Consider the following 15040-nt stretch of genomic DNA (forward strand, 5'->3'; position numbering starts at 1 on the left):
GGCGACAGCCGACCATAACTGCGCGGGCGTACTGGCACCACCACCGCCGGCCACTGATCTTTTCGGGTTCCAGATGGAGCAAGCACATGGCTGACATCGACCAGATCGCCCTCGACGTGGCGCGCCGGTTCACCCAGGACGACGAGCCGCAGCGCCGCGCGCAGCTGCAGGTCGCGGTGGTCGAAGCCATTCGCGCCGGTCAGGCTCCGTTCCCCCTGGTGGAACTGCTGGACGTCCGCAACCAGCTGCACGTCATGGCCACCACCGTGGTGCCGAACTTCTGCGACCTGGCCGCTGGCCTGCAGGCCGAGGTGCAGGCGCTCATCGACAACCACCGCCGCGCCTTTCCGGAGCTGACCCAGTGAGCCTGCCCTACGAGAACGCCACCAGCGGCAACAACGCGATCAACGACATCCAGAAGATGCTGCGGTCGTTCGGCTGCCAGCGCTTCGCCACCGGCGAGGACTACGAGACGGGCGAGCTTTTCATCCAGTTCGAGCACCGCGGCCGGCAGGTGCAGCTGAAGGCCAGCGCGCGCGGCTATGCCGCTGCCTGGCTGAAAGCCCATCCCCATGGCCCGCGCGTGCGCGCCACCCTGAGCGAGCACAAAGCCAAGGCCCTGAAGGTCGGCGGGGTGGCCGTTTGCTCGATCCTTCGCGACTGGGTGAAAGGTCAGGTCACCGCTATTGAGATCGGCATGCTCACCTTCGAGGCCGCCTTCCTGTCTCACATCCTGCTCGCCAACGGCGAAACCGTGATCGAGCACATGCAGCAGCAGAAGCTGCTGCCACAGGAGACCGCGAATGGCTGACCCCTACCGCGAGTTCCTCGAGCGCAAGATCCGCGTTGCCCCGTCGATGGGCTTCGACGTGTCGCCGCAGGACGTGCACCCGATCCTGAAGCCGCACCAGCGCGACAGCGTCGTGTGGGCCTGCGCCGGCGGTCGCCGAGCGCTCTTCCAGCGCTTCGGCCTGGGCAAGAGCGTGCAGCAGCTGGAGATCTGCAGGTTGGCCCGCCAGCACGCCGGCGGCGCGGCCGGCATCGTGATCCCGCTGGGCGTGCGCCAGGAGTTCCGCCGCGACGCGGAGATGCTCGGCATGGCCACCCGCTTCGTGCGCACCAGCGCCGAGGTGGATCCGGACTTCGACGGCGTGCACCTGACGAACTACGAGTCCGTGCGCGACGGCAAGCTGGATCCGAACCTGTTCACGGTCGCCTGCCTTGATGAGGCCTCTGTGCTGCGCAGCTTCGTCTCCAAGACCTACCAGCAGTTTCTGACCCTGTTCGACCAGGTCCAGTACCGCTACGTGGCCACCGCTACCCCGAGCCCCAACCGCTACAAGGAGCTGATCCACTACGCCGGATTCCTCAACGTCATGGATACCGGCCAGGCCCTCACCCGATGGTTCAAGCGCGACAGCAGCAAGGCCAACAACCTGACCCTGTATCCACACAAAGAGCGCGAGTTCTGGCTGTGGGTGGCGAGCTGGGCGCTGTTCCTGCAGAAGCCGTCCGACCTGGGCTACAGCGACGAGGGCTACGACCTGCCTGAGCTGACCGTGCACTACCACGAGGTGCCGGTGGACCACGGCAGCGCCGGGGTGGAGCGGGATGGGCAGGTCAAGATGTTCCGCGATGCCGCCCTCGGTTTGCAGGATGCCGCACGCGAGAAGCGCGACACCCTGCCCGCGCGCGTGGCCGCCGTGCAGCAGATCGTCGGCGAACGGCCTGACGACCACTGGCTGATCTGGCATGACCTCGAGGCCGAGCGGCACGCGCTGCAGGCCGCCGTGCCCGAAGCCGTGAGCATATACGGCGATCAGGACCTGGACGAGCGTGAGGCGGCCGTGGTGGCCTTCAGCGAGGGTGATATCCGGATCCTGTCGGCCAAGCCGGTCATCGCCGGCAGCGGCTGCAACTTCCAGCGGCACTGCCACCTGGCCATCTATGCCGGCATCGGGTTCAAGTTCAATGACTTCATCCAGTCGATCCACCGCATCCAGCGGTTCCAGCAGCAGCACCCGGTCGAGGTCTGGATCGTCCATGCCGAGAGCGAGCGCGAAGTGCTGGCCAGCCTGCAGGCCAAGTGGAAACGACACGAAGAGATGGTGGAAAAAATGAGCGAAATCATTAGGGAATACGGCCTCAGCGAGGCAGCGATGGCGCAGGTACTGACGCGCTCCATCGGCATCGACCGCATCGAGGCGAGCGGTGAAGGCTGGCTGGTCGCCAACAACGACTGCGTGCAGGAAGCGCGCGGCATGGAAGAGAACAGCGTGGACCTGATCGTGACCTCGATCCCGTTCGCGAACCATTACGAGTACAGCCCCAGCTACAACGACTTTGGCCACACCGACGACAACGCGCACTTCTGGGCGCAGATGGACCACCTGTCCAATGAGCTGCTCCGAGTCCTCAAGCCCGGGCGCATCGCCGCGATCCACGTGAAGGACCGAATCCAGTTCGGTGCGGTCACCGGCGCCGGCGTACCGACCGTCAGCCCCTTCCACGCGGAAGCCATCTTCCACTACCGCTCGCACGGGTTCGACTACATGGGCCTGATCACGATCGTGACCGACGTGGTGCGAGAGAACAACCAGACCTACCGCCTGGGCTGGTCGGAGCAGTGCAAGGACGGTACGAAGATGGGCGTGGGCTCGCCGGAGTACATCGTGCTGCTGCACAAGCCGCAGACGGACCGCTCCAAGGGCTACGCCGACGAGCCGGTGAAGAAGGCCAAGACCGAATACACCCGCGCGCACTGGCAGGTCGACGCCCATGCCTTCTGGCGCTCCAGCGGCGACCGCCTGCTGACGGCGGACGAGCTCGGCCAGCTGGGGCCGGACAAACTGGCCAAGCTCTTCACCCAGCACAGCCTGCAGCAGGTCTACGACTACGAAGCCCATGTGCGCATCGGCGAGCAGCTCGAATCGCGGGGCGCGCTGCCGTCGACCTTCATGTCCCTGGCGCCTGGCAGCCACCACCCGGACGTGTGGCACGACGTCAACCGGATGATCACCCTCAACGGCGAGCAGACGAAGCGAGGTCTGGAAAACCATATCTGCCCGCTGCAGTTCGACATCGTCGACCGGCTGATCGAGCGTTACAGCAATAAGGGCGACATGGTGTTCGACCCGTTCGGCGGCCTGTTCACCGTCCCCTACCGCGCCTTGAAGAAGGGACGCCGGGGCCGCGCGGCTGAACTCTCGACCGCCTATTTCATGGACGGGGTGAAGTACCTGCAGGCAGCAGAGCGGGAAATGTCCATGCCCAGCCTGTTCGACGGCCTGGACGAACCGATGGACCGGGCAGCGTGAGCGCCCGTGGCCTGGTGTTCGGCGATGCGCTTGAACGCACCGCCCACGAGCTGGCAGGCATGAGCGGGGTCGACCTGCAGTCGGCCGGCCCCGCTACCGTCCGCGCATGGGAGGCCCGCGGCCTGGCCGCTGGCAACGCAGCGTGACCGTCATTTACCAAAACGAATCAGCCGCACGCCGCGGCGAAGGAGACCAGATGACCAGCACCACCGAACGCCGAGCCCCCAACCTGCTACGCCTGAAAGATGTCATCACCAAGACCGGCCTGTCCAAGAACACCATCTACGACCGGATCCGAAAAAAAGAGTTTCCTGCGCAAATCGACCTCGGGGGCAACTGCGTAGCCTGGTCGGAGGACGAGATCGACCGGTGGATTCAGGCAAAAATGGACGCCCGTCAGGTCAATGAGGACGGATTGCCGAAAGCCGCATGACGCGGGGGCAGATGTGGGGGCATCCGCAAGTGGCTGGACTGCCCTTCCCTACTGCTGCAAGGGCATTATGGCCGAACGGGATTCCCCTTGGCTCCACCAAACACTGGCCCTAACGGGCACAAAAAAGGCCGGAATACCTGCAAAAACAGGGCTTTCGGCCTTTTTCGTTGGACTGGCCCGGTTCCCTGGCGCGCCGCCCACCCCGCGCTCGCCGGTTCCCTCACTCCTCAGCATCCGGGTCCAGCAGCGCGCTGACCGCTGCGGTGTCCTGGTCGAAGACCGGCGCGGCGAACGGTTCCGGGCCGGGTGTGCGGCCGAACACGATCGGGCGGGTAATGCCGCGATAAGTACCCAGCAGCGGATGCTGCAGCGCGCCGATCATGTCCTCGGCCAGCACCTGCGGGTGATCGAACATGTCTTCGACCTGGCGCGCCGCCGCGCATGGCACCTCTTCGGCAAACAGTGCCTCCCACGCCAGCGCACTGCGCGTGGCCAACGCGGCATGCAGCTGCGGCAGCAGTTCGCTGGCGTGCGTGGCGCGCTTGCGCACGCTGTCGTAGCGCGGATCGATCGCCAGGTGCGGCAAGCCGGTTTTCTCGCACAGCGCCTGCCAGAAACGCGGCGTGTTCGCCGAGAGATACAGGTGGCCGTCGGCGGTGGGGTGGATGCCGGTGACGCCACCGGAGCGCATGTCCCGGCCCACGGCCGCCGGCTCGCCCTCGGCCCACACCATCCGCGCGGACTGCATGGTCAGCGCGCTGCGCAGCAGCGAAACCCCGACGAACTGCCCCTCGCCGCTGCGTTCGCGCTCATACAGGGCCGAGGACACGCCTGCAGCCACCAGCGCGGCAGCGTAGTAGTCGACCACCGAGCCATACAGGATTTCCGGCGTGCCCCCGACCTTGCCCTGCATGGTGCACATGCCGGTCATGGTCTGCAGCACCTGGTCGTAACCGGCCTTGTCCTTGAGCGGCCCCTGCTCGCCGTAGCCGGTGACCGAGCAGTACACCAGGCGCGGGTTGAGCTTGTGCAGGCTTGCAAAATCGATGCCAAGACGTACCGGCACGCTGGGCCGGAAATTGTGCACCAGCACGTCGGCCTCGCGCACCAGGCGCATCAGCACCGCGCGCTGGTCGGGTTGCTTCAGGTCCAGCACCACCCCGCGCTTGGAGCGGTTCACGCCGAGGAAGGCGCGGCTTTCCGCTTCCAGCGTCGAAGGATAGCGGCGCAGGTTGTCGCCGACCGGCGGCTCCACCTTGATCACCTCCGCACCCTGGTCGGCCAGCAGCGTGCAGCCATACGGGCCGGCGATGTAGGCGCTCAGGTCGAGCACGCGGATGCCGCTCAACGGCCCGGTGGCGCCCTGCCGGCGGGCGATCGCAAAGGGAGACACTGTGTTGCTTGCGGTCATGGTCAATGCACTCGATTCCTTGATTGCAGTTTCCTCCTGGGGATCGGGAAGAAACAGATCGCGGGGGTATGTTCTGCGTGGACAAAAAGCACGCTGCGACGGCCGCGGCCGCCGTGGTCAGTCGGTGGGTTCCAGCGACAGCCAGCTCAGCCGCCACCGGCCGTGTTCACGGCCGCCGCAGCGGTAGTAGGGCTCGAACCGAAGCGGCGCCCGGCCGTGCAGCTGCATCGTGATCGCGGCGCCCTCGCCCCGGTCCTCGCCGGCCACCAGCCAGTGCGCTGGCGGCCCCTCCGGCAAGCGCACGGTCTCCTCGGTCTTGAAGCCATCGATCAGGCCGGTGGCATACACCAGCGGGCCGTAGCTCACGCCCACGTACTCCCACCGCAGCACTTCCTGGACCACCGGTGATCCGTCCGGCGCCCGCGATTGCTGCAGGTTGATGTTGGCGGCACGGTGCAGCCGGGGCTGCATCGGCAGGCACACGTTGATGACGTCACCGGTCTGCCAGGTACGCTGCAGGGCGACGAATCCATCTGCACCGACCGTCGCTGGCTGCGGGTGTCCATTGACGTCGATGTCGGCGGCCTCGGCCCAGGACGGGATCCGCACCCCGATGCTGAACGCCGCGCTGCGTTCGGGGTGGACGGTGATCGCGATCGTGCCCTCGAACGGATACCGGGTGGCCTGTTGCAGGCTCACGTTGCCGGCCTCGGCATGCGCCAGCGTGGCCTGCCCCGGGCCATACAGGTTCACCCGCAGCCCCCCGTCGGCAGCCGTGCCATAGGCCACCTGCGGCAGCTCTTCCAGCGCCATCGCACCGCTGGATTTGCAGCAGCGCCAGTAGGTGGTGTGCACGCGCTTGCCGTTGGGATAGGTGTAGTAGCACCAGTCCTCGCCATTGGGCGCCATCGCCGCCATCAGGTCGTTGTAGGCGCTGCGCTCCAGCGCATCGGCATGGCGCGCGTGGCCGCTGATGGCCAGCAGTTCGCGGTTGAGCTGCATCCACGCCAGCACCGAGCAGGTTTCCACGTACGCCTGCGGGAAGAACGTGCCGGGGGCATTGAATACTTCGCGCGAGCGATGCGCCACCCCGCCCCACGGCCCGCCCCCCAGGGTGAGGTGCTGCTCGCCGATGTTGTGCCACAGCGCATCCACGGCAAGGCGGTAGTCGTCACGTCCGGTGGCCTTGTACAGCTTGGCCAGCCCCACCAGGTTCCAGCTCAGCTGGTAGGCCTTGCCGGTGGCGATGAAGGCGGCATCCTCGCCGGCCAGGGCCTTGTCGAGCAGGGCCAGGCGTGGATTTGCGTTGGCCTGCTGCACGATGCGCTCGGCCAGGGCCAGGTAGCGTGGCTCGCCGGTCACCAGATACAGATCGGCGGCCGGGTCCAGCAGCACCGTGGCCGACATCCCGTGGTGGTTGCCCAGCGTGGTGATGTCGATCCCCGACTCCAGCGCCTGCCAGCACAGGTCGGCAATCCGGCGGGCGGCCTGCAGGTAGGCGTCGTCGCCCAGCGCGCGCCAGGTTTCCAGCAACCCCAGGATCAGATAGCTGTGGGTCCAGATGTCCCAGGTGCGCAGCGCGGGCTCGCCATTCCAGCTTTCCGGCCGCGGCGGCTGCGGCACGCTGAAGCGGCGCGGCGCGGCGTAGTTGCCCAGGTAACCGTCCGCGTCCTGCTGGCTGATCAGCCAGTCGGCGACCCGGCGCAGGGAGGCCTGCAGCTTCGGCTGCCCGCCCTGTGCCACCGCACGCGCAGTGGCCGACAACCACTTGCCGGCGTGTTCGCCGTACCAGTCGCCTTCGTGGTTCTGCTGTTTGTGGGCCTGGCTGAAAATACGGATCGGTGCACTGTGCTCATCGACGATGAAGGTGCTCAGCCGACCGCTGCGATTGGCGGCCAGCGCCTGGCCGAACACACCGTGCAGCGTGACCTGCTGCGGCGCGATCAAGGTCATGCCGCGTGCGCGGCGATGCAGGCGGTTCATGCCGCATCCACCACGCAGCGGAAGCCCACCGTGCCGGAGCGGTCCTTGCACGGTGCCATCAACAGGTACTTGCCGTGCTGGTCCAGGCGGTAGGCCTGCGGGAAGTACCAGTGCGAGGTCTGCGGCTGGTAGCTGCTGCCCCCGCGCAATACCGCCGCGCGGGTATGCGCGTCACTGAACTCGTCGGTCCACTGCCATACGTTGCCGACCAGGTCCTCGACCCCGAACGGGCTGGCCCCCTGCGGGTGCGCGTCGACATCGGCCGGCGGGGTCAGGCGACGGCCGCGGTTGACCCGCGGCATGCGCGACGGGTCCCAGTCGTTGCCCCACGGATAGACGCGTTCGTCGGTGCCCTGCGCGGCGTACTGCCATTCCCACTCATGCGGCAGCCGCTTGCCTGCCCAGGCGGCGTAGGCACGCGCGTCTTCAATGGACACCCAGGTCACCGGCTTGTTGTCCCAGCCCGGGCGCGGCGCGCCGTCCTTCCAGTCGGCCAGGAAGTTGTGCGGGTCCGCCGGTCGGTAGCCGCTGTCATCCAGGAACTGCTTGAACGCGGCATGGGTGACCGGGTAACGGTCGATGTAGAACGCCGGCAGCGTCATGCGCCGACGGTGCTGGCGGCGGGCGCAGTCCTCCCACGGGTACTGGACATCCAGGCCGGCCCAGGTGAAGCCTTCGATCTCGATACCACCGACCTTGAACAGGAATTCGCCGGCCGGAACAGTCACCATGCCCGCCGGCGCGCTGGCCTGCGCAGGCGTGGGCGCGATCTCCAGCAGTTGTTGTGGCAATGCCGCCCAGGTGCTGGAGAAACTGTTGAGCGGCCGCTGCGCGCCCGTGGCGGTGGTGGCCAGGAACGCGTCCAGTCCCTCCACCACGGTGCCGGCGGCCACGCTCAGCAGCGCACCGAATCCACGCGCTTCCAACGGCACCTCGATGTAGGCCAGGCCGTCGATCATGCGGGGCAACAGCGGTTGGCCGTGCCACACGTCGTAGTACTGCGTGCCCGGCACATGCCGCAACGCGATCTGCTCACCGTCCACCGCGTACTCGTTGCGGTTGATCAGGGTATGCAGGGCCAACCCGTCGAGCGGGAACCGGCTGGCGAAGATGCCGCCCTGCAGGCACACCTGGTACGGCTCCCATTCCATCGACACGATCAACTGCGGGAACTGGCGGTACAGCCGGGCGATCCGGCGCAGGGTTTCGCCATCGCGCGCGGTGAACGCATTCCAGACACCCCAGATATTCTCCCACGCGTTGTAGCCGATGCCGTTGAAGAAGCAGTACTGCAGGTCGTGATTGCGGTTGCGGCCCCAGCGGTTCTCGTAGTTGACCATGTGGCGGGGCTCCAGCCACTTCCACTTGGACACCGGCGGCACCGGGCCATCGGGTGCTTTCTTGCCCCAGCTCTGCACGTTCCAGATCAGTTGTTCTTCGGAACTGATGGTGGACTCGGGCTGCACGACCACCGGCGTACCGCGGGCATCGCAGGCGTCGAAGAAGGCCCGGGGCACGCCGTTGAAGGTGTCGCCGTTGATGCCGTCGGCACCGACCGCCTTGACGATATCGGCCAGCCCGTCCCAATGGCTCACGCCCGGATCGCGGGTGCCGTGGTCCCAGGGTTTGGCCGGCAGGAATACCTTCACCCCGCGCTTCTGGAAGGCCTGCACCGCCGCCCGCAGTCCGTCCAGGCCGCCGGGCATGTCGTGGGCCAGGTCGAACTGATTGCGGTCGTCGATGCCGATGTTCGGGTAGATGTACCAGATCAGTACCGAATCCAGCCCGCCGTAGCGTGCGGTCACATCGTCCAGGTAACGGTCGACCGTGTAGCGACCAGTCGCGGCGTCGAAGAAGTAACGGTCTTCGACCATCATCTGCGCATGCACGACGTTGCGCTGCGCCCACTGCAGTTCGGGGCGGCGATAGTTCTCATCGGTGTAGCCGATCCGCACCAGGTGCTCGCGACGCCAGTCCTTGAGTTCGTCGAGCCAATCGGCGGCGCTGGCGTTGGCATCGATCATCCAGTTGCCGATATCCGCGAACGGCCATGCCGGCGGCTTGCCCGGTGTTGGCAGGTAGCGACCGGTGGTCACATGCGAAAACTTGTACTCGGTAGCGACCGCCTCACGCCCGTAATCGGCTGCTTCGTTGTCATGGTCGGGGCTTTGATAGGGCGTGGTCATGGGCAGGCATCCAGCAGGAAAACGGGAAAGTGGAGCATCAACGTGCGCACCACGCCGCCAGTGCGGCGTGGGCGTGGGCATCGGGAATACGCGCGGGGGCTGACAGCAACGCCTGCACCTCGGCCTGGGCCGGAATGCTGGCCTGCGCGCCGAGCCGGGTACAGGCCAGCGCCGAAGCGGCGGTCGCGGCGAGCAGCGCATCGGCCAGCGGCTGGTGCTGGGCCAGCGCGGCCACCAATGCGCCACAGAAGGTATCGCTGGCTGCAGTGGTGTCGATCGGCGCGATGCCGACGGCCGGTTGCAGCAGCATCTGTCCGTCCACACGCGCCAGGCAGCCGCGCGCGCCGAGGGTCACGATCACGCAGGGAACCGGCACCCGGGCCAGGCCCGTGGCCAGGTCCGGGGGATCGCCGGCCACCACCGCCAGCTCCCCCTCATTGACGATCAGCACGTCCAGCAGCGACAGCAGTTCGGCGGGCAGCACCTGCGCTGGCGCCGCGTTGAGCACGACCTGCAGGCCGGCCGCACGTGCGCGGCGGGCGTAGGCGGTGACCACCTCCAGCGGGGTTTCCAGCTGCAGCAGCAGCCAGCCGATACCGTCCAGCGGTGGCAGGTGCTCGCTGCGCAGCGCGCTGTTGGCGCCGGGGGCGACGGTGATGGCGTTCTCGGCGTTGTCGGCCAGGCAGATAAAGGCGGTGCCGGTGGGCAGCGCAGGATCGCGCACGGTCCACAGCTGCACGCCGGCATCCGCCAATGAGGCTTCGATGGGGCCGGCGAAATCATCCTCGCCCAGCGCCAGCAGCATCTGCGTCGCCGCGCCACCGGCACGCGCGCAGGCGACGGCCTGGTTGGCGCCCTTGCCCCCAGGGAACGTGCTGAAACCGTGCCCGAGTACGGTCTCACCGGGCGCAGGAACGTGCGGGGCACGCACGACGAAATCCAGATTGGCCGAGCCGGCAACCAGTACCGCGCTGGGGGCTTCACCGGTCATGGCTGTATCGCCTCATCCACCCGGTTGTAGAACGCGGTGCTGATGCGTGGCAGGTCGTCCTTGCCGCCGGGCAGATGCTGCAGCAACAGGATCGCAACCAGATGCCGCGCCGGGTCGATGCTGAAATACGTGGAGGCGGCGCCGGACCAGCCAAACGTACCCACCGACGCGGTACGTCCTTTCCGGGTCGGGTCCAGCAGCACCGCGCCGCCCAGGCCGAAGCCTTCGGCATCGCTGAATTCGGTGACCGGCCGGGGCAAGGCGGTATGTACCAGCTGGTTCTGCATCATCAAGGCCACGGTGGCAGGTTTGAGCAGTTGCACGTCGCGATAACGGCCGTGATCCAGCAGCATCTGCGCGAAGCGGCCGACATCGCCAGCGCTGGAATACAACCCACCGGCACCGCTTGGATACGGGCGCAGCGCCGTACCGGGATCACGCGCATGGGGTGCATCGGCAAGTACCTGCTCACCGTGCTCGTCCGTCGTGGTCAGCTCAACTACCCGCGCGCGATCCTGCGCCGGCACGTCAAAGCCGGTGTCGCGCATGTCCAGGGGAGTGAAGATGCGCTGCTGCAGGAACTGCTCGAAGGGCATGCCCGCCACCACTTCCACCAACCGCGCCAGTACCTCGATGGAGGTGCTGTCATAGCGGAAGCGCGTGCCGGGTTCGCTCGCCAGCGGTACCCGGGCCAGCCGTGCGGTGTAGTCGGCCAGGCTGCCCGCATCCTGCACGCGCTGCCGGTCCAGCAGCTGTGTTACTGCCTCGAACCCTTCGCCGCCGGCAGCAAAACCGCTGGTGTGGGTCAGCAGGTGGCGAATGGTCAGCGGCGTACTGGCCGGGCGCAGCTGTGGGGCATCGGCGCTTCCGCCGCTGAATACCTGCAGCCGCGAGAATTCAGGGAGATGCCGCGCCACCGGATCGTCCAGGTCCAGCTTGCCCTCGTCCAGCAGCATCAGGGCCGCGACCGAGGTGACCGTCTTGGTCATCGAATAGATGCGGAACAGGCTGTCACGCTGCATCGGGCGGGTGTGCGCCCGGTCCTGCCAGCCGTAGCTGGCCCAGTGCACGGTGCTGCCCTCGTGCAGCACCAGCGCGACCGCGCCGGTGTAGCCCTTGGCATCGGTCGCCTCACCCAGGAAGTGGTCGACCTGTAGCAGACGCGGCGCGGGCGCGTCGGCGGCCGTCGCGGTCGCGGTCGCGGTGATGCTGCCGAGCAGCGCCACCAACATGGCCGCGGCCGCGTGACGGAGCCAGCGGAGACGGCAATGACCGCGGTCGATCGGTGCATGGGCCAGGCGGTACATCCGTGCTCCTGTGCTGTCGTCGGGTCAGGGTAAGGCAGAAAAAGACAACGGCGCTGCAGGATGACCGCAGCGCCGGGGTCCATGCCATCGATCAGAACGTGAAGGTGTGGGTCAGCGACACCATGCGGCCGCGGCCGGAGAAGAAGTTCTGCCAGCCCGGCAGCTGCGACCAGGTCAGCACGTACTGCTTGTCCAGCAGGTTCTCGATGCCCAGCGACAGCTTGCCGTAGGTGCCGGTGTCGTAGTTCACGCTCAGGTCCCACAGCGCATAGCCGTAGGTATCCTCTTCATTGAGGTAAATCGCGCCATTGGCCGGATTGACGAAGGTCTCGCGCAGATCGCGGCTGAAGGTCCGGCTCACGCCCAGGGTGGCATCCAGGCGATCATTCGGCGTCCAGGTCAGCGATGCGTTGATCTTGTCCGGCGAGATGTCCAGGATGCCCATCTCCCTGCTCAGGCCCGAACCGTCGTAATACTGGGTCTGGCCGCGGATCCGCGAGTACAGCAAGGTGGCCTTCCACTGGTCGTTGAAGGTCCAGGCACTGTTGAGCTCGACCCCTTCGATCCGGGTCGGCGCGCGGGTCAGGATGAAGTCTTCGGTCACCTTGTCCACGGTCAGCGACGAGCCGAACTCGGAGGTGGAGCGGTACGCCGACATCCCCACCTGGGCCTGCGCGCCGCGCCAGTTGAACCCCACCTCCTTGTTCTTGGTGATCAGCGGCTGCAGATCGGCGATGCACGACACCGCCTTGCACGGGCTGTTGGCCTGGATGTTGCGCAGCGGGATGCCGACATTGGCGATGCCGAAGCCTTCCGAATAGGAGGCGAACACCGACCACGCATCGCTGATGCGCCAGATCGCGCCGAAGTTGGGCAGGTTCGCCTTGTAGTCGAGTTTGCCGCCCTGCACCGGGGTGAAGTCGCGGTAGGCGGTGGTGGTGTAGGAGTCGATCTCCAACTGGCCGTCTTCGCGGCGGATGCCCGCGTCCAGCGTCACCGGGCCGATGTCCCAGCTCAGCTGCGCATACGGCGCCAGGCTGGTGTACTTCATCGGCGGCACCCAGACCCGGTTGGTCAGGGCCAGGCGCTGCTCGGCGGTGTCTTCGACCAGGTCCAGGCCGGTGCGCAGGCGCAGGCCCTCCACCGCGAACAGGTCGCCATAGGCGTAGGCCACGCGCAAGCCCTTCTTCTCGGAGTTGATTTCCGACTGGTCCCAGATCCGCTCCGCTTCCGGCGGCGCCGGCTTCACCAGCTGGCGGTCCGTGCCATTCTCGGGCACATACCGCATCGCCTGCTGGGCCCAGTACAGGTCCACGCTCAGGTCGCCGCCGAAGAAATCGGCATGGGTGTATTTGGCCGCAAACTGCTCGAAATCGTTGAACTCGGACAGCGCGTCGGCGATGGAGCCCTTCTCGGCGGTGTTGGTGCTGGGTACCGGGCAGTCGACGGCATCGTAGCGGCAGCCTTCCACCGGACGATAGTTGTGCTTGCCGCCGATGTGGAAATTGCTGTAGCTGGCCTGGATGCGCTGCATCTGCCCTTCGCCGAAGGAGTAGCCGCCCTTCAGGAACAGGTTCTTGCTGTACGAATCGGACAGCGAGCCGGAGGTGTTCAGCCCGACGCGGCGGCCATCGCCGTCGTAGGCGATGCCACGATCGATGTAAGCCCCGCTGATCAGGAAGTCGGCCGCATCGCCCTTGTAGGCATGGGTGATGCCGACCTTGGTCTGCGCACTGTCGTCTTTGAACTGGGTGCCGTAGCGGGTCGATACGGTGGTCTGGTGGCCGTCCACTTCGGGGTTCTTGGACAGGTAGTTGATCACCCCACCGGCACCACCGATGCCCTCGGCCGCCGACGGACCATTGATGACTTCGATCCGGCCGATCACGCCCATGTCGGTGAACGTGCCGTTGCGGCTGCCTTCGCGCAGCGGCGAGCCCTGCGGCACGCCGTCGAACAGGCGCAGCGCGACGCGGCCGCGCAGGGTTTCACCACTGTTGCTCATCGCCTGCGAGGACTCCGAATAACCCGGCACCATCCGCGCCAGCACCGCCGTCGCATCTTCGGTCAGGTTGAGGGTGCGCTGCACCTGCTCCTGGTTCACCACGGTCACCGCGCCGGGCACCTTCTCGATCGAGATCGGGGTGCGGCTGCCGGTCACGATCACCTGGTCCAGGTCGGTGGGCGTAGCGTTCTGGGCCATGGCAGGGCTGATCACGCAGGCAAACAGTGCAGTGCTGATGGCCGCAGAAAGTGGCTTGATCATTGGTCTCTCCCCCCGATATGGAAATGCGGGACAGCCGGCCGGGGAGCCGTCGCCACCGATGACGCGCGTGGGCGTTCGCCCTTCAGCCGGTCGGTGCGATCCCCTTGCGAAGATCCGCGTCCTGTCCAGCACTGAGGCGAGAGCCTAGGCGCGGCTCCATGGCGATAGACCAGTGGTTTTGTATGTTCACTGCCTAGGATTTGTTTGCGCCCGCCGCGCAGACCACGCCGGAACCCGTGCTGTCAGCGTTGCGGCTCGATCAGCGCCGCGCGTCCTTCTTCCAGCAGCACGTTCACCAGCCGTATGCGCACCGACGAACGTGACCACACCACCCCGATCCGGCGTGGTTCGCTGCACTGCGGCAAGGGAATGCGCACAACGTTCAACCCTTCCGGCCAGGGTTTGGCCCAGTCCGGCACCAACGAAACACCCAGGCCCCGGTCGACCATCACCGCGATGGCGTTGAGCGCGTTGAGTTCAAATCGCTCACGCGGCACGATGCCGGCCTGGCGCAGGTAGTCATCGGCCAGCCGGCCGCCCCACTGGTGGCGGTCATAGCGGATCAACGGCTGCTCGCGCAGCAGCTCGTGCGGGTCGCGGCTGCCGAGGTGGGCCGGCGCCAATACCACCAGCGGCTCTTCCCGCAGCAACTGCCATTTGCAGGTCTTGGGCAGCGCGAACGGCGCCTGCAGCACCATCGCCGCATCCAGGTCGCCCGCTTCCACCGCACGGTACAGATCGGCCGAGTAGCCGGGCTGGATGAAGACATTGATCTGCGGGAAGGTCACCACCATCCGCGACAGGATGTCCGGCAGCAGCCCGGCCAGCGCGGTCGGGCAGGCGCCCAGCCGCAGCTCGCCGGCGATGTCCTTGTCGTTGGCCACGCTGCGCAGGTCGGCGACATTGCGCAGCAGGTCGCGTGCCCGTTGCAGGATGCGCGCGCCTTCCTCGGTAACGCTGACGGTGCGCCCGGCGCGGGCGATCAACGGCGCGCCCAGCTCACGCTCCAGCGTGCGTATCTGCTGGGCCACGGCCGCAGGGGTGATATGCAGCAACCGGGCCGCCGCGGCCATCGAGCCGCGGTCCACTACTGTCACGAATGTATTGAGGAACTGGGTTTCCACGAATTGACCTCTCAGCGCGCCA

General features: G+C 66.8%; 12 protein-coding genes. 5 read left to right on the top strand and 7 right to left on the bottom strand.

Annotated features, from left to right (window positions below):
* Positions 1 to 86: 86 nt before the first annotated feature.
* Genes AC3IR9_RS14180 through AC3IR9_RS14200 form a run of 5 tightly spaced genes read left to right on the top strand, consistent with a single transcriptional unit; the run spans position 87 to position 3750 of the window.
* On the top strand, positions 87 to 365 hold the full coding sequence (locus tag AC3IR9_RS14180; protein WP_489291413.1) for a hypothetical protein: 279 nt from the start codon (positions 87 to 89) through the stop codon (positions 363 to 365).
* The gene (locus tag AC3IR9_RS14185) at positions 362 to 811 is read left to right on the top strand and encodes a hypothetical protein (protein ID WP_489291414.1); all 450 of its coding nucleotides are present in this window, start codon (positions 362 to 364) and stop codon (positions 809 to 811) included. The genes AC3IR9_RS14180 and AC3IR9_RS14185 overlap by 4 nt, the downstream gene beginning before the upstream one ends.
* Positions 804 to 3317 carry a DNA methyltransferase gene (locus AC3IR9_RS14190; RefSeq protein WP_489291416.1) on the top strand — a complete coding sequence of 838 codons (2514 nt, stop codon included), beginning with the start codon at positions 804 to 806 and terminating at the stop codon, positions 3315 to 3317. Before AC3IR9_RS14185 ends, AC3IR9_RS14190 begins: the two co-directional genes overlap by 8 nt.
* A complete protein-coding gene (locus AC3IR9_RS14195; protein WP_489291417.1) occupies positions 3314 to 3463 on the top strand; it encodes a hypothetical protein in 150 nt (49 codons plus the stop codon). Before AC3IR9_RS14190 ends, AC3IR9_RS14195 begins: the two co-directional genes overlap by 4 nt.
* A gap of 50 nt (positions 3464 to 3513) precedes the next feature.
* A complete protein-coding gene (locus tag AC3IR9_RS14200) occupies positions 3514 to 3750 on the top strand; it encodes a helix-turn-helix transcriptional regulator (protein ID WP_489291418.1) in 237 nt (78 codons plus the stop codon).
* Between the two features lie 220 nt (positions 3751 to 3970).
* Here AC3IR9_RS14200 and AC3IR9_RS14205 read toward each other — a convergent pair whose 3' ends face one another.
* From AC3IR9_RS14205 to AC3IR9_RS14235, 7 genes are all read right to left on the bottom strand, one after another.
* Positions 3971 to 5161, bottom strand: coding sequence for a CaiB/BaiF CoA transferase family protein (locus AC3IR9_RS14205; RefSeq protein ID WP_489291420.1), 1191 nt, complete (start codon positions 5159 to 5161; stop codon positions 3971 to 3973).
* Between the two features lie 117 nt (positions 5162 to 5278).
* On the bottom strand, positions 5279 to 7144 hold the full coding sequence (locus tag AC3IR9_RS14210) for a glycoside hydrolase family 127 protein (protein WP_489291421.1): 1866 nt from the start codon (positions 7142 to 7144) through the stop codon (positions 5279 to 5281).
* Positions 7141 to 9330, bottom strand: a complete 2190-nt coding sequence (locus AC3IR9_RS14215) for a formylglycine-generating enzyme family protein (protein WP_489291423.1) — start codon at positions 9328 to 9330, stop codon at positions 7141 to 7143. The genes AC3IR9_RS14210 and AC3IR9_RS14215 overlap by 4 nt, the downstream gene beginning before the upstream one ends.
* A 37-nt stretch (positions 9331 to 9367) precedes the next feature.
* The gene (locus AC3IR9_RS14220) at positions 9368 to 10321 is read right to left on the bottom strand and encodes a ribokinase (RefSeq protein ID WP_489291424.1); all 954 of its coding nucleotides are present in this window, start codon (positions 10319 to 10321) and stop codon (positions 9368 to 9370) included.
* Entirely contained in the window at positions 10318 to 11553 is a 1236-nt protein-coding gene (locus AC3IR9_RS14225; protein WP_489291426.1) for a serine hydrolase domain-containing protein, read from the bottom strand. Before AC3IR9_RS14225 ends, AC3IR9_RS14220 begins: the two co-directional genes overlap by 4 nt.
* A 166-nt stretch (positions 11554 to 11719) precedes the next feature.
* Positions 11720 to 13894 (bottom strand): TonB-dependent receptor, encoded by a 2175-nt coding sequence (locus AC3IR9_RS14230; protein WP_489291427.1) that lies wholly within the window; start codon positions 13892 to 13894, stop codon positions 11720 to 11722.
* 242 nt (positions 13895 to 14136) lie between these two features.
* Complete coding sequence (locus tag AC3IR9_RS14235; RefSeq protein WP_489291429.1) at positions 14137 to 15018, bottom strand: LysR family transcriptional regulator; 882 nt, start codon at positions 15016 to 15018, stop codon at positions 14137 to 14139.
* Positions 15019 to 15040: the final 22 nt, after the last annotated feature.

Source organism: Stenotrophomonas sp. GL_101 (genome assembly GCF_057835675.1).

Excerpts from the sequence above, each read along its gene's own strand:
- AC3IR9_RS14180 (WP_489291413.1), top strand. The coding sequence starts at position 87 with ATGGCTGACATCGACCAGATCGCCCTCGACGTGGCGCGCCGGTTCACC.
- AC3IR9_RS14200 (WP_489291418.1), top strand. The coding sequence starts at position 3,514 with ATGACCAGCACCACCGAACGCCGAGCCCCCAACCTGCTACGCCTGAAA.
- AC3IR9_RS14215 (WP_489291423.1), bottom strand. The coding sequence starts at position 9,330 with ATGACCACGCCCTATCAAAGCCCCGACCATGACAACGAAGCAGCCGAT.
- AC3IR9_RS14210 (WP_489291421.1), bottom strand. The coding sequence starts at position 7,144 with ATGAACCGCCTGCATCGCCGCGCACGCGGCATGACCTTGATCGCGCCG.
- AC3IR9_RS14220 (WP_489291424.1), bottom strand. The coding sequence starts at position 10,321 with ATGACCGGTGAAGCCCCCAGCGCGGTACTGGTTGCCGGCTCGGCCAAT.
- AC3IR9_RS14205 (WP_489291420.1), bottom strand. The coding sequence starts at position 5,161 with ATGACCGCAAGCAACACAGTGTCTCCCTTTGCGATCGCCCGCCGGCAG.
- AC3IR9_RS14190 (WP_489291416.1), top strand. The coding sequence starts at position 804 with ATGGCTGACCCCTACCGCGAGTTCCTCGAGCGCAAGATCCGCGTTGCC.
- AC3IR9_RS14225 (WP_489291426.1), bottom strand. The coding sequence starts at position 11,553 with ATGTTGGTGGCGCTGCTCGGCAGCATCACCGCGACCGCGACCGCGACG.
- AC3IR9_RS14230 (WP_489291427.1), bottom strand. The coding sequence starts at position 13,894 with ATGATCAAGCCACTTTCTGCGGCCATCAGCACTGCACTGTTTGCCTGC.